Genomic DNA, 21,052 nt, shown 5'->3' with positions numbered 1-21,052 from the left:
TATTTACATACCAATGAGGACAAACCGGGTTGAGCTATGTACCCTGGAAACACACGATGAAGTGAAAGTGCACCGCACGACGCGTTTATTCATTGATATGGGTGGCGCGTTTTTCTGTTTCTATCGGCCTGTAGGCAGGTAGTTAGGGGAGCGGCGCATACTTACCTGAGGCACAGTGGAGTGTTTCAGGTCAACGATTTATAAGGGGAAGCGTCAGATGACTGACATTTCAATCGACAACGTAACCGCACAGGCACCCACCACTCACGCAGAACTGCTGCAGTGGGTTGCTGATATTGCCCAGATGACTCAGCCTGAGCGTATCTACTGGGCCGATGGTTCGCAGGAAGAATACGACCGTCTGGCCGGCGAACTGGTTGAGGCTGGCACCTTCCGTAAGCTCAGTGACCATGAGTTCCCAAACTCTTACGTTGCCTTCTCTGACCCCGACGATGTAGCTCGTGTGGAAGAGCGTACCTTTATTTGTTCAGCGACCGAAGAGGGGGCTGGCCCTACCAACAACTGGCGTGACCCTGCCGAAATGAAGGGCACCCTGACCGAGCTCTTCACCGGTTCGATGCGGGGCCGCACCATGTACGTCATTCCTTTCGTCATGGGCTCACTGGAGGCCACCAATCCCAAGTTCGGTGTTGAAATCACCGACTCTGCTTACGTCGTCACGTCTATGCGCATCATGGCAACCATCGGTTCTGATGTGCTGAAGAAGATGACCGAAACCGAGGCCTTCTTCGTCAAGGCCCTGCATTCTGTCGGTGCGCCTCTCGCCGATGGACAGGCGGACGTCCCCTGGCCCTGCAACCCCGAAAAGTACATTGTGCAGTTCCCCGAGGACCGTGAAATCTGGTCCTTCGGCTCCGGCTACGGTGGTAACGCTCTGCTGGGTAAGAAGTGCTACGCCCTGCGTATTGCTTCCGCCATCGGTCATGACGAAGGCTGGATGGCCGAGCACATGCTGGTGCTTAAGATGACCAACCCCGAAGGTGAGAGTAAGTACATCTCGGCAGCCTTCCCTTCAGCGTGTGGCAAGACCAACTTTGCCATGATGGACCCCACCATTGACGGCTGGAAGGCCGAAATGGTCGGTGACGACATTGCCTGGATCGAATTCCGCGATGGCAAGCCCTTCGTTGTCAACCCCGAGGCAGGCCTCTTCGGCGTAGCTCCGGGTACCGGCTGGTCTACCAACCCCAACGCTATGCGCGCCATTGCCAAGGGCAACACCATCTTCACCAACGTGGCCCTGACCGACGATAACTCGGTCTGGTGGGAGGGCAAGACCGATGAGGTGCCCGAGCATCTCATCGACTGGCAGGGCAATGACTGGACGCCTGAATCTGGCCGTCCTGCTGCCCACCCTAACTCGCGTTTCTGCACCCCTATTTCCCAGGCAGACATGCTGGCTGAAGAATACTACGCACCGGACGGGGTTCCCCTCTCCGCCATTATCTTCGGTGGCCGCCGCAAGACCACCGTGCCCCTGGTCGCTGAGGCTTCCAGCTGGGAGCAGGGCGTCTTCCGCGGCGTGACCCTCTCATCCGAGACCACCGCTGCCGCTAAGGGCGCTGTGGGCGTGGTCCGCCGTGACCCCATGGCCATGCTGCCCTTCATCGGCTACAACGCCGGTGACTACATCCAGCACTGGATTGATCTGGGTAAGAAGCACGGCGAAGAGAATATGCCCAAGATTTACTACGTCAACTGGTTCCGTCGCACCCCCGATGGTGGCTTCGCATGGCCCGGCTTCGGCGAGAACTCCCGTGTGGTCAAGTGGATTTTCGATCGCTTGGACGGCAAGGCCGCCGGCGAAGAGACTTTCCTGGGTGTTGTTCCCGGTAAGGGAGATCTCGATCTAGCCGGTCTTGATATCAGCGATGCAGAACTGGCCGCTGCACTAGCCGTCAATAAAGATGAGTGGGCAGAAGAGCTGCCCGGTATTGACGAGTGGCTAGCTTTCCTCGGCGATAAGGTACCCGCTGAAATTCACGCCCAGCGTGACGCCCTAGCCGCTGAGCTGAACTAAGGTATATCGGACTTTCGCCCATGTTGTGCACTGTTATCAGCGTCCTGGCGAGCGAAAGTAAATAGAGCGACACGGATAAGGAGGTGACCTCTATAAAAAGTTTTTATACGGGTCACCTCCTTAACCTCATGGGCGTAGTAGGACGAGCCCAAAGAGTGGACGTAAAACCGACTTAATATTCTGTAGAATGCTTAAGAATGGCTGAATACTGTGCACTCTTGCTGTGCTTCCCCCACAAGCTCATCGGCTAGCCACCGACCTACCACAGAGCTTCGTGCACGGCGTCATGGGTACATCACTCGCATGTTGGAAGGAAAGAACAGAGTGGGAAATCTGCTGAGTGTCAAGAACCTCACCAAGAACCACGAGCACCTTCGCGCACTCAAAGGCGTGAATTTAGAGGTAGCTGCCGGTGAGATTGTAGGTCTTCTCGGCGAAAACGGTGCAGGAAAGTCAACCTTCCTGTCAATTCTGGGTGGCTGGGACCGCCCCGGTGGTGGCACGATCACTCTAGACGGTGAAAAGTACGCCCCCCACACCCCCGAAGAAGCTCTTGAAGCCGGTGTCGGTTCAATCCGCCAGAAATTCAAGGTGGATCCCGAACTTACCGTCGCTCAGGCGATTTTCCGCTCCACCGAGCACGCTGGTGAAGAGGAAGAAGCTCAGGTTGCCCGTGCCCAGGAACTCATTTCAGAAATTGGCCTGGCAGTAGACCCCCGCGCTAAGATGGGCGATTTGGTCCGTGCTGAGCAGGCCTTGGTCGAAGTTGTGCGTATGGAAGCCGAGAACACCCGTCTGGTGCTCATGGACGAAGTCGCTGCAACCTTCAACGACTACGAAATTTACCAGCTCCACGAGGTGACCCGTAAGCTGGCCGCCGAAGGTCGCGCGGTCATTTACATAACCCACCGCATCGACGAAATCCGATCCCTGGCACACCGCGCTGTCATCCTTTCTGAGGGCACCATCAATACCGAGATTAACCCCGGTACGATGACCGCCGAAGAAATTGCCTTTAAGATGTTCAACCGTGAAATCGAGATGGGTGGACGCCCTGACGAGTTCGCGGGCGAGGATGCCAAGCTGGTGATCGAGAACCTGACGAGCGCCAAGGGCTCTCTCAACAACGTCAGCTTCTCCGTAGACCGCGGTGAGATTTTTGGTCTGACCGGCCTGCGACGCTCAGGTATCAACGAGGTCGCAGCGGCCCTGGTGGGTGTGGACGAGACCGCCAAGTTTGGCACCCTCAAGATTAACGGCGAGGACGCCACTATCGGCTCCCCCGAGGAATCGGTTGCCCACGGTATTGGCTATCTGTCAGATAATGACGATGAGCTGGGCCTGGCCAACGAACGCTCCATCGCTAAGACCCTGATGGAAAACGCCGGCCTCAAGGAAAGCCCCGAAGGCTTCTTGCACGAGGTATCTGCCCTACGTGAGGTAGCTGAGCAGATTCAGAAGCTGCGCATCAAGACCACCAATATTCAGGGTGAAGTCGGTAAGCTCTCGGGTGGTGACCAGCAGAAGGTCGCCCTGGCCCGCTGGATGACCACCGACTGCGAGATTCTGATTCTCAACCACCCCACCCGCGGCATCGACGTGAGCGCTAAGAGCGAGATTTACAAGATGCTGACCGAGCTCACCGAAAAGGGTACCTCTATTATCCTGATTGGGTCAGACATGTCTGAGCTCATCGGCCTCTGCAACCGCATCGCTGTGATGCGCTCCGGCGAACTTATCTCAATCCAGCAGAACAAGGCCGCGACCGAAGACACCCTCATGGGCGAGGCCCTGGGCGAAGACCTGGTCTAACCGCCCACCGGTGTCCTAACGCTACAAAGAACCCCGGCAGGTAACCTGCCGGGGTTCTTGAGCTATCAGGCTTGAGAGACTGCCTCTGCCTGCGACTTACAGGGAGATGCGGCCTGAGATGGCGTTCAGCTTGTGACGAGCCAGAGCCAGGTTAGCGGTGTTGCGATCGAGCACCAGGTAGACGAAGAGGCCTGAGGTCTCTGAAGCGTTCAGCACGTTAATCAGGTGGTACTGGGAAGACAGGGTGATCATGATGTCTTCGATGTTGCCGTTCAGACCCAGGTCGTTCATGGTCTTGAGCTTGGCACGTACTACGTTGGAGTTACCAGCGGCAGCAACAGTCAGGTCGAAACCGGGTGAACCGCCGGAGGCAAGAGCCATACCGGAGGAGATATCAACGAGAGCTGCACCGGTTGCGCCTTCAATGGACAGGAGTTCCTGGATGGAGGTATCAAGCTGTGACAAGATAATTCCTTATGTCTAGTTCTGCACCAGCCCGCTACGGGGGAGCGACAGGTGAAGAGACGATGGGTGCGGTCAGCCTGGCCCTTGTCTTCAGCTGGTGTGTGATGACTGGGTGTGTGCCCGCGAGTGTTTACAGTATCAATACTACTCTCACAGGCGCTCGAACTGCTACAAGTGACTGGACAGGTGTACCGTGTGAAGCTCCTTGCATCTAAGTGCACTTGCAATCGGTATCTGCTGACGCTGGAGTAATGGTGTGACAGTGGTGATGAGACTGAAGGTTGAATCGTGAACCTTTTTAGCGGTACCGTGAAAGAAAGCTTTATCTGCCCGCCGATGAATTAAGGAGTTGGCCTGTGCGCCTTACCGCATTTTCTGACGTGTCACTGCGCGTCCTAATGCTGCTTTCGGGCCTAGAGGGGGAGCAGATCTCTACCCAGAAAATTGCAGAGGGGGTCGGCACTCCCTACAACCATGTAGCTAAGTCGGTGGCCTTTTTGGCCAACCTGGGGCTGGTGGAATCCACCCGCGGGCGTACCGGTGGTGTTCGCCTGTCAGAAGCTGGCGCACGAGCCACCGTGGGGCAGGTGCTCCGTGCCTCGGAAGGGGATATCCCCATGGTGGAGTGCGAAGGCGGGGCTAATGACTGCCCCATGCGTCATGCCTGTTCCCTGAAAAAAATTCTGGCTAACGCCCGCGAAGAATTCTTCAAAATACTTGACCCCGTTGTTATTTCTAAACTGCCCAACGAACAGCAGATGGGGCCGGTTTTCCTGGAACTGGGTCTTGGCCCCCTGACCCAGACGAAAAAGTTGCCCCAGGCGTCCTTTGCCTCATAAGCCATTTCATCGCCGCTTCCGTGCTTCGAGCGCGGGGGCGGTTCTTTTTTCTCCCAAAACTAGTATTCTGTATGCTAGATTGATGTTGGTTTAACAACAATCTGTCACCAAGGAGGAGCCATGCTCTCTGCTAAGTCCCGCCCCGTCATTGAGGCAACCCTCCCCGTCATCGCCGAGCGGATTAACGACATCACCCCCGACTTCTACCAGCGCATGTTCGCCGCCCGCCCCGACCTGCTCGACGGCATGTTCTCCCGCTCATCCCAGCTCGAAGGCACCCAGCCCAGGGCCCTCGCCGGCTCCATCGCGGTTTTCGCCTCCTACATTCTGGCCAACCCCGATAAGTACCCCGACGAAGTGCTCTCCCGTGTCGCCCACAAGCACGCCTCTCTGGGCCTGCGCGAAGAAGAATACCCCACCGTCTACAAGTACCTCTTCGAGGCTATCGCCGCTAACCTGGGCGATATTCTGACCCCCGAAATCGCAGAAGCCTGGACCGAGGTCTACTGGCTCATGGCCGACGCCCTCATCAAACTCGAAAAGGGCCTCTACGCCTCCCAGGCCAACGACGTCATGTTCGCCCCCTTCCGCCTGGTAGAGCGTAAGGAAACCGGAGAGAACGTGCTCGACCTTACCTTCGAGCCCGCCAACGCCGTTGCCATGACCGACGCCGTTGCCGGCCAGTACGTCTCCATCGTCACCAAGGCTAAGGACGGCCTGCGCCAGGCCCGCCAGTTCACCCTGCTGCCCGCCGAGAAGAACCAGCGCCGCGTCGCTATCAAGCTCGACACCGCCGGCGAAATGACCCCCATCCTGCACGAGCTGCAGGTCGGCGCTATCGTTGAGGTATCCAACCCCTACGGCGACGTCACCCTGGGTGGGTTCGGCGACGACGACTCCCAGCCCCTATACCTCTTCTCAGCCGGTATCGGCGTCACCCCCATGATCGCCTTCCTGTCCGAACTGGCAGCAACCGGCTCCAAGCGCGAGGTCGTCGTGGTGCACGCCGACCGCTCCTTCACCACCTGGCCCCTGCGCGATGAGATGACCGCCTACGTTGAGATGCTCGAAAACGGCCGCCTAGTCTCCTTCATCGAGGACGCTGGCGAGGGCACCTTCGAGGGCCGCGTCAACGTGGCTGAGCTGAACGTGCCCGCTAACGCCTCTGCCTACCTGTGTGGCCCCCTGGGCTTCATGCAGGGCGTCCGCTCCCAGCTGATCGAAGCTGGCGTGCCCGGCACCAACATCCAGTACGAGATCTTCGGCCCTGACCAGTGGATGCTACACGACCAGGCCCGCGCCTCCTAAGCTGACCTAAGGGAAGATAGAAAAGGACGCCCGCCCAACCTTCCTTGCCGTGTGGCAGGAAAGGCGGGGCGGGCGTCCTTATTTTTTACCTTTTGTACCGCGCCCTGCTCACTTTAAGCCTGAAAAGTGGGCAGGAGCTGGTACAAAGTGGAGGTGTTTGGGGTTAGCCCTCGCGCACAATCTTGAGGATCTGATCACGCACGCGCTCCATGGTGGCCTGGTCGGGGGCCTCAAGGTTCAAGCGCAGGAAGGGCTCGGTGTTAGAGGGGCGCAGGTTAGCCCACCAGCCCTCGGTCTTGTGCTCGAAGGTGGTGCCGTCCATGTCGGATACCTCAACGGTGTCGCCGAAGTACTCGGCAACGCGGGCGATAGCACCGGCCTTGTCTTCCAGCTCAGAGTTAATTTCGCCGGAGGGGACGTAGGGGGAGTAAGCGGCGCCCAGCTCAGACAGGGGCTGCTCGCCCTCACCCAGGGCAGCCAGAACGTGCATAGCAGCCAGCATGCCGGTGTCGGCGTTGAAGAAGTCCTTGAAGTAGTAGTGAGCGGAGTGCTCGCCACCGAAAACGCCAGACTCTTCAGCCATAACAGCCTTGATGAAGGAGTGGCCCACGCGGGTCTTGATAGCGCGGCCGCCCAGCTTCTCAACCAGCTCAGGCACAGCCTTAGAGGTAATCAGGTTGTAGATGATCACGGGATCGTCGTTGCCCTCAGCCTTGGCGCGGGCAATCTCGCGCTCAGCAACCAGGGCGGTGATAGCGGACGGAGTGACAGGTTCGCCCTTCTCGTCGATGACGAAGCAGCGGTCGGCGTCGCCGTCGAAAGCCAGGCCAATATCTGCACCGTGCTCAACAACAGCCTTCTGCAGATCAACCAGGTTGGCAGGCTCCAGCGGGTTAGCGGGGTGGTTGGGGAAGGTACCGTCCAGCTCGAAGTAGAGGGGCACAATCTCCAGGGGCAGGCCGGGTAGGATTGCATCGCCCAGTACAGCGGGGGTGGTCATGCCGCCCATACCGTTACCGGCGTCCACAACAACCTTGAGGGGGCGGATGCCTGAGAGATCAACCAGGTTACGCAGGTATTCTGAGTAGGCCTTGAGGACGTCCTTCTCAGTTACAGAACCCGGGGTATCAACGGCGGGAATTTCGCCCTCGTTCAGGTACTTCTGGGCCAGGTCACGAATATCAAAGAGACCGGACTCAGACGACAGAGGAACAGCGCCCGCCTTAGACATCTTCATGCCGTTGTACTCGGCAGGGTTGTGGGAGGCGGTGAAGGTGACACCGGCAGCGTTCTCAACGCCACAGGTGAAGTAGAGCTCGTCGGTAGAAATCAGGCCGATGTTGATGACGTTAGCGCCGCGGGCGGTGGCACCCTCAGCGAAAGCGGCCATAAACTCGGGGCCGGAGGGGCGCATGTCGGCGCCCACCAGAACGTCCTGGCCAGCTAGGCCGAGAACGTCTACGAAAGCTGCGCCGGTTGCGCGAACGGTCTCGGCGGTGATGGTTTCGCCCACGATGCCGCGAACATCGTAAGCCTTAAAAGATGCGGTTAAATCAATAGTATTCACGAAAGGTAAGTCTAATTGCCCTGTGACCTGTTTAGACAGTATCCAGACAGATTTCCTGTGTGATTTATGGCGATAAACACCAGGTTTCTGCGCTATAAACTGCGGGGTGGTGAACCCGGGGCATGGTTTGATGGTGCCTATGGGTGAACTTTTTTCTTTAGATAATCCGATTCAGAACTACGCCTGGGGCTCTTACGAGACGCTAGCCCTCATGCGCGGTGTCCCTGCCCCCACCGATCAGCCGGAGGCTGAGCTGTGGGTGGGTGCGCACTCGTCCGCCCCTTCCGTAGCTCACGTGGACGGCGGCGCCTTCCCGCTCGATGCCCTGGTGGGTGAGCAGCCTGCCCGCTTCCTCAATCCGCAGCGCACCAGCGACACTTTCCCCTTCCTCTTCAAGATTCTTGCTATCGAATCCCCCCTGTCGATTCAGGTGCACCCCACCGATGAGCAGGCCCAGGCAGGGTTTGCGGACGAGAACGCCCGCGGCATCGCCCTTGACGACCCGGCCCGTAACTACAAGGACCGCTTCTCTAAGCCCGAAACCGTCATCGCTCTCTCTCCTATGCGTATCCTCACCGGCGTGCGCGAGTTCGCAGAGCTGCGCGCTATTGCCGAGCATTTCTCTCTGCCCTGGCTCACCGGGGCCCTGGGTGCGGCTAAGACCGCCAAGGAGCTGCTCACCGTCATTATCCGCATGCCGCAGGACGCCGCCGCGACAGCTGTCGAGCAGACCGTTGCGTCCGCGCGTGCCTGGGTAGCCAAGAACGGTGAAGTTCCCGGTAGCGAATCAACCGCCGCAGGTGTTGCCGAGCTAGTAACCCTGATCGACAGCAAGTACCCCGGTGACCGCGGCCTGCTGGTCGCCCTGGTCATGAACCTGGTCTACCTTGCCCCCGGCGACTCTGCCTACACCCCCGACGGTCAGGTGCACGCCTACGTCTCGGGTACCGCTATTGAGCTGATGAATCCCTCAGATAACGTCATGCGTGCCGGTCTTACTCCCAAGCACATTGATGAGGAAGAACTCATTAAGATCCTCGGTGAGGGCCAAGGCGCACCTACTATCCAGCGTCCTACCCCCACCAGCGAGAAGGCCGCCGAGTACTCCATGTGGGACGAACGTCTCTCTGTCACCCACCTGGTCGTTGAAGAGGGCGAAATCATCACCCTTCCCCTGGCCGGTGTAGCCACCGCCCTGTGCGCGGGCGGCACCGTTGTGGTCAGTGACGAGGTCAAGACCTTCACCCTGACCGGCACCCAGTCGGTTATGTACGTGGGCGAGCCCACCGAGGTGACCGTCACCGGCGCCGGCGAACTCTACATCGCAGCCCAGCGCTAAGGCGGAAGGACGCCGCCGCGCGGCGCCTTTCCGTCATCTAGAGCAGGTGCGGGGAGAGCTGGGTAAAGTAGGTAGGGACGACGTCCGGCGCTCTATCCCCCAGCCGGGGGAAGGGCCGATAACTCCTACAAGGAAGCCCATGAAAATCATTCTGACTGTCACCGGCCTTGACCACGAAGGTATCATTGCCGGTGTCACCACCAAGCTCGCTGAGCGCAAGGTTAACATCGAGAACCTGTCGCAGACCCTTATGCAGGGCTACTTCACCATGATTCTTCAGGGGAGCTTCGATGAGACCAGCCAGTCCATCACCGAGCTGCAAGAAGCCATGAAGCCGGTTGAAGAAGCCCAGCGCGTTCAGATTCGTATTCAGTCTGACGCTATCTTCCAAGCCATGCACACCCTCTAGGAGCCGCCCACTATGTTCCGCTCCGATAATATTCTTGAAACCCTGCAGATGATCGAGGAAGACAAGCTCGATATCCGCACGGTTACTATGGGCATCTCCCTGCTCGACTGCGCCGATTCTGACGGTGCTGTTGCTCGCCAGAAAATCTACGACAAAATTACTTCCCGCGCCGCCCGCCTGGTTGAGGTTGCTGAGGGTATTGAGGCTGAGCTCGGTATTCCCATTATTAATAAGCGTATTTCTGTCACCCCGATTGCGCTGGTTGCCGGTGCCTCTGACGACGAAGACTATGTAGAGTTCGCCAAGACTCTGGACGCCGCGGCTAAGGCCGTGGGCGTGAACTTCATCGGCGGCTTTACCGCCCTGGTTGATAAGGGTTCCACCCCTGCCGACGAGAAGCTCATGCGTTCTATTCCTCGTGCCCTGAACGAGACTGACGTGGTGTGTGCCTCTGTCAATATTGGGTCTTCCCGAGCCGGCATCAACATGAGTGCGGTCAAGACCATGGGCGAAGTTATTCGCGAAACAGCAGAAGGGTCGGCGGAAGCCCACGGCTTCGGCTGCTCCAAGCTGGTAGTTTTCGCGAACGCTGTGTCTGATAACCCCTTCATGGCCGGCGCTTTCCACGGTGTGCAGGAAGCTGACACCGTTGTTTCTGTAGGTGTGTCTGGTCCCGGCGTGATTAAGCGCGCCCTGGAAAAGGTACGCGGTGAATCCTTTGACTCCTGCGCTGAGGCCATCAAGAAAGCGGCTTTCAAGATTACCCGCATGGGTCAGCTGGTCGGCACCCTAGCCGCTGAGCGCCTGGGCGTTGAGTTCGGCATCGTGGATCTGTCCCTGGCCCCCACCGCTGAGGTGGGCGACTCCGTAGCGCACGTCTTGGAAGAGATGGGCCTTGAATCCGTGGGAACCCACGGCACTGTTGCCGCCCTCGCCCTGCTCAACGATGCCGTCAAGAAGGGCGGGCTCATGGCCTGCTCACACGTGGGTGGCCTTTCGGGCTCCTTTATCCCGATCTCTGAGGACATCGGCATGATTGAAGCCGCCGCGGCCGGCAAGATTACCCTGGATAAGCTCGAAGCCATGACCGCTATTTGCTCGGTTGGTCTGGATATGGTTGCTATCCCCGGTGATACCACCGCCGCTACCATCTCTGCCATGATTGCCGATGAGGCAGCCATTGGCGTGATGAACCACAAGACCACCGCTGTGCGTGTTATCCCCGCAATCGGTCTTGAGGTTGGCCAGATGGTGGAGTTCGGTGGTCTGCTGGGCCGCGCGCCCGTCATGCCCACTCACCCCGAATCCGCTGAGGCTTTCGTGGCCCGCCGCGGGCGTATCCCGTCCCCGGTTCACGGGTTCCGCAACTAAAAAGAAGATACAAGACCCGGGTGGACACGCTGTTTATTTGCGGCAGTCCACCCGGGTTTTCTCGTTAAAAACAGAGGTTTTAGGCCGGAGATATGGCATCCAGGGTGTGGTTAAAAGGTACTCTCAACCGCTACGTAGACAGGTCGTGACTAAAGCCCATACGGCAGGACAAATACTATATCTAGTGGCTACCAACTTAAGGAGATACTAGATGTTGTTATCATTTGCTGAGAACCTGGAAGAGGCTTTGGAGGGTTTACGCAGTGGGGATCGCTCTCTGATTCATGAGAACGCCAACAAAGATGCCACCGTTTTTAACACCCAGCGTGATCTGACAGCGGGTGCTGTAGCTAAAACCTACGCCCTGGCAAAGATGCTCCCAGAACCGGTAGCCCAGGCCCACCTGGCCGGCGATATCCATTTCCATGACCTGGACTATTCGCCCTATGCCCCCATGACTAACTGCTGTCTCATCGACGTGGAGGGTATGCTCCGGGACGGCTTTCGGATTGGCAATGCGAATGTCGAGTCTCCCCGCTCTATCAATACGGCCACAGCACAGATTGCGCAGATTATCGCCAATATTGCGAGTTCCCAGTACGGGGGCTGTTCGGTTGACCGTGCTGATGAGGTCTTGGCTCCCTATGCTCAACTGAACTATGAAAAGCACCTGCGGGAGGCAGAGCGCTGGGTACGCCCTGAGCAGGTGGAGGACTACGCTCAGCAGAAGACCCAAAAGGATATTTACGATGCTATGCAGTCCCTCGAATACGAGGTAAACACCCTGTATTCATCGAACGGGCAGACCCCCTTTGTGACGCTGGGCTTTGGAATGGGAACGGGGCATTGGGAGAGGGAGATCCAGCGGGCTATCCTTCAGGTCAGATTGGCCGGTATCGGTAAGGACGGCTATACCGCTATCTTCCCCAAGCTTGTCTTTGGCTTGCGGCGGGGCCTTAACCTGGAGCCTGATGACCCCAATTACGACATTAAGCAGCTGGCCCTGCGCTGTTCGGTCAAGCGCATGTACCCTGACATCCTGAACTACGACAAAATCGTGGAGCTTACCGGTAGCTATAAGGTGCCTATGGGGTGCCGGTCTTTCCTACAGGGGTGGAAAGACCAAGACGGTCGAGAAGTGAACGCGGGTCGAATGAACCTGGGCGTGGTGACGCTCAACCTGCCCCGCATTGCGCTACAGACTGCTCCGCAGGGTGGGGGACCGGCTTCTCAGATTACGGACGAAGAGCGCCGGCAGGCCATTGATAACTTTTGGTCACTCCTTGACGAAAGATTAGAGGTAGCTCGGCAGGCTCTCTTTTACCGGGTGGAGCGTTGCCAGCAGGCGCTTCCCCAGAACGCCCCTATCCTGTACCAGCACGGTGCTTTTGGGCTGAGGGTGAAAGATAATCAGCCGGTAGCTCCCTTCTTTGAGAACTACCGCGCAACGGTTTCACTGGGCTATATCGGGCTGTACGAGGTCGCCACGGTCTTCTACGGACCCAACTGGGAAGCCCTCCCGCAGGCAAAACAGTTCACCCTCGATATTCTGGCCCGGCTGAAAGAAAAGACCGGGCTGTGGAGCAGGTCAAGCGGTTACTGGTTCTCCGTCTATTCAACCCCCAGCGAGTCTCTCACCGATCGTTTTGCGCGCCTGGATAAGGCCCGTTTTGGTAGCATCCGGCATATTACTGACAAGGACTACTACACCAATTCTTTCCACCTGGATGTCCGCAAGAAGGTAACCCCCTTTGAGAAGCTTGATTTTGAGAAAGACTACCCGGTCTATGCTTCCGGCGGGTTCATTCACTATTGTGAGTACCCTGTCCTGACGCACAACCCGCAAGCGCTCGAAGCCGTCTGGGACTATTCCTATGACCGGGTGGGCTACCTGGGGACGAATACCCCTATCGATGCCTGCTTTGAGTGTGGCTTTACCGGGGAGTTCGCACCGACCGCAGATGGATTCACCTGTCCCGATTGCGGTAACTGCGACCCTGAAACTGTTGATGTGGTGAAAAGGACCTGCGGTTATCTGGGTAACCCGGTGAAGAGGGCTATGGTGCACGGTCGCCACGAAGAAATCCGCTCCAGGGTTAAGCACCTGGGAGCTGAGGCCTCCCTGGCAGACGGCCAATTTTTTGCGGAGTAGTTATGCCTCTCACCCAAATCACTAGGCAGGGCACCCCGCTTGACGGGCCTCGGAGGCTACCACCGGAAGATGGGAGCTGGTCAGCTAGCCGATTAAGTGCCGGCTTTATTGCTGACTACAAGCCCTTTTGTTTTGTGGATGGCCCCGGAGTCCGTTGCTCGCTCTACGTTTCGGGGTGCCCCTTTGCCTGCGCAGGTTGCTACAACCTGGCTGCCCAGAGCTTCCGCTACGGTCAGCCCTACAGCATGGAGCTTGAAGAGAGAATAATCGCCGACCTCGCCCGCCCCTATGTGCAGGGGCTGAGTCTGCTCGGCGGTGAACCCTTCCTCAACACCGGCCCCTGCCTGTCACTCGCCAGGCGGGTGCGAGCAGAACTACCGGGTAAAGACATCTGGTGCTGGAGCGGCTACACCCTGGAACAGCTCCGCTCTTCAGCCCAGCTGCACCGGGACCAGGCGGAGCTACTGGGGTTACTGGACGTACTGGTGGACGGGCCCTTTATCCAAAGCCTGTATGATTCAGAGCTAGCCTTTAGAGGTTCAAGCAACCAGAGAATTATCTACCTATAGCAAGAGGGGCGGCCAGCATAGTGCTGACCGCCCCGTCTAGCACGTTCCGGCGATTATGGCCTGAACATTAAAAGGTGGGGAAAAGCTCCAGGGTCTGCAGACCGTTGGAACCAAGGCCACCATCGGCCAGAGCCTTCTGGGCATCTGCGTTGGTGTATACGCGGTTCAGCAGAGCAAAATATGCTGCATCGCGGATACCGTCAAGCTGCCCGTTGTTGCTCTCATAGTAGGGGAAGGTGGTGGGATCGTTAGTCCACTTGGCGGCAACGCCGTATGCCTGCTCCAGCTTCTTACCGCCGGGGGTTGCCCAGGCGGCCAGGCCCAGATCAACGAAGATCTTAGCCGCATGGCTGGCAGGGAGCAGAGCGTAGTGGGTGTAGGCGATACCCTTCTTACCCTTATCGGGACCACCGAACCAGTTGGAGGTCGCACTGCGATCTCGTTCCAGAGGCATTTCACCATTTTCGTCAACACCGTTAATAAGTAGCGTCTCCCAACGGTCTTTAGCCTTCTGAAGCAGAACCTTATCGCCCAGGTAGCCAGCTGCGCATACCTCAGTCAGCACACCCCAGAAACCGTGGTTGTTGTCGCGGTCCGAGGTAGTGTGCGGAAGAACCACGTTGCGCAACAGGTTCTTGAACTTCTGGTTATCCCACTCACCGCAGACCTGAGCCCAGTAAGCAGCCAGAATCATGTGCGGTGAATTGAAGTTCAAATCTGCCTCGCCCTGGCGGGTACCCACAGCGGTGAGAGTATTCGCCCAGGCATCAATGATGCGGAGCGCGTTGAGAGCGTACTCCTTCTCACGGGTGATGCGGTAACGAATCGCCAGGCGGTAGGCAGTGCGAACATCCTTGCTGAAGATAGCCCCGCTACTGACGCTGGTGTTAACACCGTTCTCGTTGTAGTGCGGAGCAGGCGCCAAATCCTGGACAGGGGAAGGCTGATAATTCAGCTCGCGGGCACAACGGTCAAGGAAAGCGGTCAGCTTGTCCTGGTTGTTTCGCAGGTAGGCAAAATCCTTTTCCTGAACCAGCATCGTGGGGTTAGCCGCGATGAGCCGATCAGGGTTGACCGCAGTAGTGCGACGGGTGGACCGTGCAGCTAGCGCGGGATCCTGAATGAAGGTTGTGCCCAACCCGGCAAGTGCCACAGAACTGAAGAGGCCGGTCAGAGCTTGGCGTCGTGAAGCCTTCAACATGTATCTCCTTAGAAAGTAGGGGAAAGGTTGTTACCTTAACTTCCTCTGCATGAACCTACTTGGTGTAGAGCTTGAGGTTGTCGATGGTCGCTGAGCCTTCGTAGTAGTTCAGGTGGGGGATACCAATGACGAAGTTATCGGGGTAAGCCGATCCTTCAGGCCACATATCCTTGCTGAAGCTACCGAAGGGACCCTCAAAGGTGAGAGTCTGGTTCAGAGAACCATCGTACTCATCAGCGGTCTGGTTGTAGTGCCAGATGGAGTGCTGACCGTCCTCATCCACGAAGGGGCGCTCATTGCGGATCGTGGTGTGGCCGATGTAACGGAAGTTGCCGGTGAGCTCAGTGACGTAGCTGTCCTTGGTGCGCTCAATAGCAATGGTGTAGGTTTCTTCAGGCATCAGTTCAGGCTCAAGCTCAGCGGTAGCAACAATTGTTGCACCGGGAACGTCACCAACACGCAGGCCACAGGGAGTGGGCATGACGAACTCGTTGTAAGCGAAGCTCGGGTCACGGAAGCTGTTGCCGTCAAAGAAGATCTGGTTGATACCGTTCGCCTTGGACAGGGTATAGGGGTATAGCTCCTGGGTTGCGGGGTTGCAGACCGAGTAGTTGGTAGCCCATGAGGCATCAACAGAGTAGGTATCCATACCTACCTTGCGGTGGCTGTGGATGAAGATGTTGTTGTGGGGAGCCGGGTGAGCGTAGTCCATGATGGAGAGCAGGTAGTAGCCGTTCTCCTTGGTGACATCGCCCCAGGGTGCGGCGCAGGGGTCAACGGTCTCTGAACCGCCCTGAGAGTAGTCGCCACGGCGGACCCAGGGGAAGTTGGTCTTGCACTCACCGGGGGTGTAGCCGTTGTACTTGCCGTCGTAGTTCCAGGTCTCTTCACCGTCAACGGTACGCTTGCCACCGAAATCAACGGTCTTGAGTTCGTACTCAATGCGGTATTCGCTGGGCAGGGTGTCGGTGCCGGTCAGCACAACACCGGTGTTCCATGCAGGTACGCTGATGATGCCGTCACCGTTCTCTGCGGTCAGGCTAGGCTCAGCGTCGGGAACACCGTCCTTATTCACATCCTGGGCAGCTAACTCAACGGTGAGCCAGCCGTCCTGGCCAAAGGCAACACGCTTACGCATGATATTCATGCTATCCAGGGCCCGGTCGAAGGACTCGCCACCCAAAATGCTGTAGTAAACACCGTCATCGGAGAACTCATCAACATACCAGGGGCTATCGGGGCCCATCGGATCGATGGTCCAGTCAACTCCGTTGAAATCCAGGTTCTGGTCAAAGTTCTCTTCGTATTTGAGAACCCAGCCATTGGGGTTGGCGCTGTCACCGGCTGAGTCGGTGGGGGCAACGGTCGGTGCGGCGGTAGCCGATGCGCTGGGGCTAGGTGTCTGGCTCGGCTGGCTGGTTTTACCGGGCTTGGGAGTCTTGCTCGGCTTAGGGCTCTTGCTCGGCTTAGGGCTCTTGGTGGGCTTGGGAGCCTTAGAGGTTTGGGTGCTCTCCGCCGAAGGGCTGGCGCTGGGGCTGGTGGGGGCAGCTACAGCGGTTGCGCTCGCAGAGGGGGTGGGCTGACTCGGCTGGCCGGGGACACCTGAACAGCCAGCAAGGCTGAGGCTGATGAGACCCAGTGCGAGGGCACCGTATTTCTTGGAGTTAAACTTCATCGTTTTTGTCCTTACATATACAAAAAGTGCCTAGTACACCGAAGGACCCCGCTGTACTAGGCACCAGTCATTTAGTTGAGGTAGAAGATTCTGTCTTGGTTTTCAGACATGTGCTTCTTGTTCCACTCGGCACCACCATCGAGGTTGGCCGCGAGGAAGACCGGGGCGCTGATTCCGCGAGCGATGAGCTGCTCGATGATACCTGCTGACAGGGAGTGCAGAATCGCGGTTGAGGTGACGCCCGAAGCAGGGGTGAATTTCTGGGGGACACCTTCGAGGGAGAGCACGGCATCGCCTGCATCGACCTGGTTGTCGATGAGGATATCTGCGTGATCCTTGAGCTTGGTGTTATCGGGAACGCGAGAGGTAACGGCGTCGGTGTACTTGGAGGAGGTCAGACCTACCACGAAGATGCCACGGGCACGGGCTTCGCGAGCCAGCTCGACGGGAAGAGCGTTACGGCCGGAAACCGAAACAACGATGAGAACATCGCCTTCGCGGAGGGGGGAGTTGTTGAGGACGACCTCGGCGTAGCCGGGCATCTGTTCCATCTGGGAGCCCAGGGTGGTGGGGCGGGTGGTCAGTGCTTCAACGCCGGGTGCGTAGAGGGGGTTGATGAGCATGAGGCCACCGGCGCGGTACACGATGTCCTGGACAGGCAGGCTGGAATGTGAAGCACCGAAAGCAAAGATACGGGCACCCTTTGCGACGCGGTCAGCGATCTCTGATGCTGCCTTTTCGATGGTGGGTACTTCTTCTTCACGAATCTTTTCAAGCAGGGAGATGATCTGCTGGTAGTAGCTATCCAAGAGCTGTGACATGATTCAGAATCCTTTGATTGATGCAGGTAGAAAATTGTTGTTCCCCGCCCGACCGGTAAGACCGGGCGGGGATAGAGGTGCGAGTTGCAACCAAGTTTTTAGGCTACGAGACCCAGGAGCTGGCCAATCCAGTGGATGATGATACCGGGGACAATGGCGTCGGGAACGGTGAAGCCGAGGCCGGGAGCACCGAGAGCTTCTAGATCACCGAATGCCTGAGTGAAGAAGGCGAAGGAGATGAGGATCCAGCCGAGGAAGCCCCAGAGGAAACCACCGATCCAAGCTGCTACGCGACCACCGGTTGAGTTAGCAAAGATTGCTGCGGTACCGGAAGCGAAGAAGGCAACGATCATTGAGGGGATCGGTACCGGCCAGCCCAGTGCTACACAGAGTGCCATACCGGCAATCTGACCGATCAGACCGGAGATCAGACCGATGAGCAGAGCGTTGGGTGCGAAGGCGAACAGAACGGGGACATCCAGTGCGGGAATTGCGTTGGGGATAACCTTCTGGGAGATACCTTCGAAGGCGGGAACGATTTCACCGATGAGCATACGAACACCGTAGAGCAGGATCAGCATACCTGCGGTGAACTGCATAGCCATCATGAAAGCGAAGAGGAGCCAGTTCTGACCGTCGGAGATACCGCCGTTTTCGGTGGTTGCTTCAAAGGCTGCTACGCCACCAGAGGAGACAGCTGCGATAGCTGAACCGATGGAGACAATCAGCATGACCAGGGTGGTGGATACTGCAACATCACGGAAGAAGGAGAGCTTCTCGGGGAGCTTGATGTCCTCGGTTGACTTTTCCTTGTTGCCAACGACCATACCGAGGTAGCCAGCCAGTACGTTCAGCAGGGTCTGACCGTGGGCGAAACCAACGTCGTTGCCACCGGTGATACGGCGGACGAAAGGCTGAGCGATGGCGGGAGCCAGGGTCATGTAGAGGCCGTCAAGGATTGAGGCGATGACAACGGTCCATACGGGGCCCAGACCGAGCTGGTAGACGGCGATGGTGAAAGCACCAGCGTGAACCCAGATCATGTGGCCGGTCAGGTAGACGTAGTGCCAGGGTGTGAAGCGGGCCAGAAGCAGGTGAACGATGTAACCAAAGAGCATGGTTAGACCGATCTGGGAGCCAAGTGCGGCAACGGGGCCGGTTTGGACTGCCGAGACTACTGCCTCATCGAAGGTAACGAAAGTGGTGATGTTACCTGCGGGGAAGGCCATCTCGAACATGCTCTGGATGGGAGCTAGACCTTGAATCAGTACGCCCGCACCGCCTGCGATAATCAGCAGTGAGAGGGCGGTTTTGATGGTACCGGTAATCACCTCGTCGGTGCTCTTCTTCTGGACGAGCAGACCAATAAATGCAATAAAACCTACGATGATAGCTGGAATCTGAACCAGCTGGATCAAGAACGAGAGGACGGAATCCATAGTGGTTTACCTTATGTGTATGTGTTTTAAGGGGTGCCCTTAGGCGCCGGCTTGGAATTCTTTGACAGCTGCAAGAACCTTGGTCTTAACCTCGTTCTTGTCGATGAGGTTGTCGATGAGGACGACCTTAGCCTTGGTGCCTTCGACGTTCTTTGCCATGCCGGTGGTGGTGACAACGATGTCTGAGGGCTGGGACTTGAAGGAGCCCAGGTCGATAGCCTGAACCTTAGCGTCGATGCCTTCGGCGCTGAGCATGGAGCGTACCTGCCCTGCCAGCATCATGGAGGTTCCGAGGCCCATGCCACATACGGTTGCAATTGAAATCATTGTTCTTTTCCTTAACTATTCGGTGGTGAACACGCTCATAAGCTCATCATCATTGCGAGCCTGGCGTGCCTTTTCAATACGGTCTTGGTCAGCGAGGACAGCTGCAAGTTCTTGGATCTTTTCCATGTGCCCGTCGGTGCTTGTTGAGGCAAACGAGATGAGGAAGTCGACGGGGTCGTTCTTCTCGCTGCCGAACTCGACGGGGGTGGATAGGGTGACGACTGCTGTGCCGGACTTGAGGACACCGCTGGTTGCCTTAGCGTGCGGCATCGCAATGCCGGGAACAAAGACCATATAGGGCCCAAAGTCCAGGACACCCTGAATCATAGCCTGAGTGTATTCTTCGGTGGCTATCCCGGCCTGCTCGTAGAGGCTGCCAACTAGCTGGATAGCTTCTTTCCAGTCTTTGGCCTCTCGTTGGGCTGAGACGAGATCGGGAGTAAAGCTCATGGGATTGTCTCCTCGGTAACGGACCTATCTACACATCCCATCATAGTGAGCGAATTTGCGTGATGTAAACATTTTGAGTGATTTTTTTGAGAAAAAATCAAACTTGCTCATTGGGCCTGATGAAAGGCGCATATGGGGTCCTAATGTCTGAAAAAGGGTGGTTTTGACTCAAAAACATCGACCAAACCCTCCCTATTAAGTGTCGTGCGCCTCAATTTTTGCCGTTGAGGAGGGGGCTTGGTGTCCCTTTTCTTTTAAGTTGCCCTCAGGTCTAGACAGCAAAAGGAATCATGTGTAATCATAAATATTGAGCGAAAATGATTGCTAATAGGCAGTTGCTCACCAGAACTACAGACGCTCCGGAAGGGAAAAACACCATGTCTCTAGCAGGCGCTTTTATGAAAGAAGAACTTGAAAGCCAGCCCCTCATGTGGGAGCAGGCACTGGGCCTGGACACCGCCGTCCTTCCCCAGCCCGGCCTGAAGGTAGCAGCTATTGGCTGCGGCACCTCCTGGTTCATGGCTCAGGCATACGCCGCTCTGCGCGAAAATGCTGGCCAGGGCATCACCGACGCCTTCACCGCAACCGAGGTGCCCACCGGCCGTGACTTCGATGAATACCTCATCATCTGCCGCTCCGGTACCACCACCGAAATCGTTGACTTCATGAAGAGCGTCAAGGGCACCAAGCCCATCACCGTCCTGGTTGGTGTACCTGACTCACCCGTAGCAGAACTTGCTGACCGCGTTGTTGACCTCTCCTTCGCCGATGAGAAGTCCGTTGTTCAGACCCGCTTCGCTACCACCGCCCTTATGTTCCTGCGTAGCTCCATCGACTCTGAAGAAGTATGCCGTGCCGCTATCGAAGATTGCCGCGCCGTACTGAGCGAACCCCTCGCCCCTGAACTGATCAACGCTGAACAGTACTCCTTCCTGGGCACCGGCTGGACCGCAGCTCTGGCTACCGAAGCCGCACTCAAGATGCGTGAATCCTCCCAGAAATGGACCGAATCCTACAACTCCATGGAGTACCGCCACGGCCCCATCTCCATTGCAGCACCCGGCCGCGTCACCTGGCAGTTCGGCGTTGCACCCGAGGGCCTGCGCGAACAGGTAGAAGCAACCGGTGCTTACTTCGAAGACCGTGACCTTGACCCCCTGGCTGACCTTGCTCGCCAGCACCGCGTAGCTCTTGAGACTGCCCTGGCCAACGGTCTGAACCCCGATGAGCCCCGCAACCTGACCCGTTCAGTCATCCTGAACTAAGC

18 protein-coding genes are annotated in these 21,052 nt (G+C 57.5%); 10 read left to right on the top strand and 8 right to left on the bottom strand.

Annotated features, from left to right (window positions below; all coding sequences use genetic code 11):
* Positions 1 to 217: 217 nt before the first annotated feature.
* Both HWU94_RS09765 and HWU94_RS09760 read left to right on the top strand, forming a co-directional pair.
* A complete protein-coding gene (locus tag HWU94_RS09765) occupies positions 218 to 2,041 on the top strand; it encodes a phosphoenolpyruvate carboxykinase (GTP) (RefSeq protein ID WP_185173556.1) in 1,824 nt (607 codons plus the stop codon).
* 324 nt (positions 2,042 to 2,365) lie between these two features.
* Complete coding sequence (locus HWU94_RS09760) at positions 2,366 to 3,853, top strand: sugar ABC transporter ATP-binding protein (protein ID WP_185173555.1); 1,488 nt, start codon at positions 2,366 to 2,368, stop codon at positions 3,851 to 3,853.
* Positions 3,854 to 3,949: 96 nt separating this feature from the next.
* Here the strand turns inward: HWU94_RS09760 and HWU94_RS09755 are convergent, their stop codons facing one another.
* The gene (locus tag HWU94_RS09755) at positions 3,950 to 4,318 is read right to left on the bottom strand and encodes a hypothetical protein (RefSeq protein ID WP_135013333.1); all 369 of its coding nucleotides are present in this window, start codon (positions 4,316 to 4,318) and stop codon (positions 3,950 to 3,952) included.
* Positions 4,319 to 4,674: 356 nt separating this feature from the next.
* Here HWU94_RS09755 and HWU94_RS09750 point away from each other — a divergent pair, with 356 nt between their 5' ends.
* Both HWU94_RS09750 and HWU94_RS09745 read left to right on the top strand, forming a co-directional pair.
* Complete coding sequence (locus HWU94_RS09750; protein WP_185173554.1) at positions 4,675 to 5,157, top strand: Rrf2 family transcriptional regulator; 483 nt, start codon at positions 4,675 to 4,677, stop codon at positions 5,155 to 5,157.
* 120 nt (positions 5,158 to 5,277) lie between these two features.
* A complete protein-coding gene (locus tag HWU94_RS09745; RefSeq protein ID WP_185173553.1) occupies positions 5,278 to 6,465 on the top strand; it encodes an FAD-binding oxidoreductase in 1,188 nt (395 codons plus the stop codon).
* A 163-nt stretch (positions 6,466 to 6,628) separates the two neighbouring features.
* On the opposite strand, the gene HWU94_RS09740 is transcribed toward HWU94_RS09745, so the two are convergent.
* Positions 6,629 to 8,032, bottom strand: a complete 1,404-nt coding sequence (locus tag HWU94_RS09740) for a phosphomannomutase/phosphoglucomutase (RefSeq protein ID WP_185173552.1) — start codon at positions 8,030 to 8,032, stop codon at positions 6,629 to 6,631.
* A gap of 139 nt (positions 8,033 to 8,171) precedes the next feature.
* Between HWU94_RS09740 and manA the strand changes: the two genes are divergently transcribed.
* From manA to nrdG, 5 genes are all read left to right on the top strand, one after another.
* Positions 8,172 to 9,371, top strand: a complete 1,200-nt coding sequence (gene manA / locus HWU94_RS09735) for a mannose-6-phosphate isomerase, class I (protein WP_185173551.1) — start codon at positions 8,172 to 8,174, stop codon at positions 9,369 to 9,371.
* A 139-nt stretch (positions 9,372 to 9,510) separates the two neighbouring features.
* Positions 9,511 to 9,780 carry an ACT domain-containing protein gene (locus HWU94_RS09730; protein WP_185173550.1) on the top strand — a complete coding sequence of 90 codons (270 nt, stop codon included), beginning with the start codon at positions 9,511 to 9,513 and terminating at the stop codon, positions 9,778 to 9,780.
* Between the two features lie 12 nt (positions 9,781 to 9,792).
* On the top strand, positions 9,793 to 11,151 hold the full coding sequence (locus HWU94_RS09725; protein WP_185173549.1) for a PFL family protein: 1,359 nt from the start codon (positions 9,793 to 9,795) through the stop codon (positions 11,149 to 11,151).
* A 211-nt stretch (positions 11,152 to 11,362) separates the two neighbouring features.
* Positions 11,363 to 13,303: an anaerobic ribonucleoside-triphosphate reductase gene (gene nrdD / locus HWU94_RS09720; protein WP_185173548.1), complete on the top strand. Its 1,941-nt coding sequence runs from the start codon at positions 11,363 to 11,365 to the stop codon at positions 13,301 to 13,303.
* Between the two features lie 2 nt (positions 13,304 to 13,305).
* Positions 13,306 to 13,872 carry an anaerobic ribonucleoside-triphosphate reductase activating protein gene (nrdG, locus tag HWU94_RS09715; RefSeq protein ID WP_185173547.1) on the top strand — a complete coding sequence of 189 codons (567 nt, stop codon included), beginning with the start codon at positions 13,306 to 13,308 and terminating at the stop codon, positions 13,870 to 13,872.
* A 67-nt stretch (positions 13,873 to 13,939) separates the two neighbouring features.
* Here nrdG and HWU94_RS09710 read toward each other — a convergent pair whose 3' ends face one another.
* From HWU94_RS09710 to HWU94_RS09685, 6 genes are all read right to left on the bottom strand, one after another.
* Positions 13,940 to 15,073, bottom strand: coding sequence for an alginate lyase family protein (locus HWU94_RS09710; protein ID WP_185173546.1), 1,134 nt, complete (start codon positions 15,071 to 15,073; stop codon positions 13,940 to 13,942).
* A 55-nt stretch (positions 15,074 to 15,128) separates the two neighbouring features.
* A complete protein-coding gene (locus HWU94_RS09705; protein WP_185173545.1) occupies positions 15,129 to 16,748 on the bottom strand; it encodes a hypothetical protein in 1,620 nt (539 codons plus the stop codon).
* Positions 16,749 to 16,819: 71 nt separating this feature from the next.
* The gene (locus tag HWU94_RS09700; protein WP_185173544.1) at positions 16,820 to 17,569 is read right to left on the bottom strand and encodes a sugar isomerase domain-containing protein; all 750 of its coding nucleotides are present in this window, start codon (positions 17,567 to 17,569) and stop codon (positions 16,820 to 16,822) included.
* 98 nt (positions 17,570 to 17,667) lie between these two features.
* Positions 17,668 to 19,008, bottom strand: a complete 1,341-nt coding sequence (locus tag HWU94_RS09695; RefSeq protein WP_185173543.1) for a PTS ascorbate transporter subunit IIC — start codon at positions 19,006 to 19,008, stop codon at positions 17,668 to 17,670.
* Positions 19,009 to 19,047: 39 nt separating this feature from the next.
* Positions 19,048 to 19,335, bottom strand: a complete 288-nt coding sequence (locus HWU94_RS09690) for a PTS sugar transporter subunit IIB (protein ID WP_221625840.1) — start codon at positions 19,333 to 19,335, stop codon at positions 19,048 to 19,050.
* Between the two features lie 15 nt (positions 19,336 to 19,350).
* Positions 19,351 to 19,785 (bottom strand): PTS sugar transporter subunit IIA, encoded by a 435-nt coding sequence (locus tag HWU94_RS09685; protein ID WP_185173542.1) that lies wholly within the window; start codon positions 19,783 to 19,785, stop codon positions 19,351 to 19,353.
* A 377-nt stretch (positions 19,786 to 20,162) separates the two neighbouring features.
* Between HWU94_RS09685 and HWU94_RS09680 the strand changes: the two genes are divergently transcribed.
* On the top strand, positions 20,163 to 21,050 hold the full coding sequence (locus HWU94_RS09680; RefSeq protein ID WP_185173541.1) for an SIS domain-containing protein: 888 nt from the start codon (positions 20,163 to 20,165) through the stop codon (positions 21,048 to 21,050).
* The last annotated feature ends 2 nt before the right edge of the window (positions 21,051 to 21,052 follow it).

The organism is Rothia nasimurium (genome assembly GCF_014217215.1).
Classification (GTDB): Bacteria; Actinomycetota; Actinomycetes; order Actinomycetales; family Micrococcaceae; genus Rothia; species Rothia avistercoris.
The sequence above is the reverse complement of the archived record's forward strand: the minus strand, read 5'-3'. Positions and strand labels throughout refer to the sequence as shown.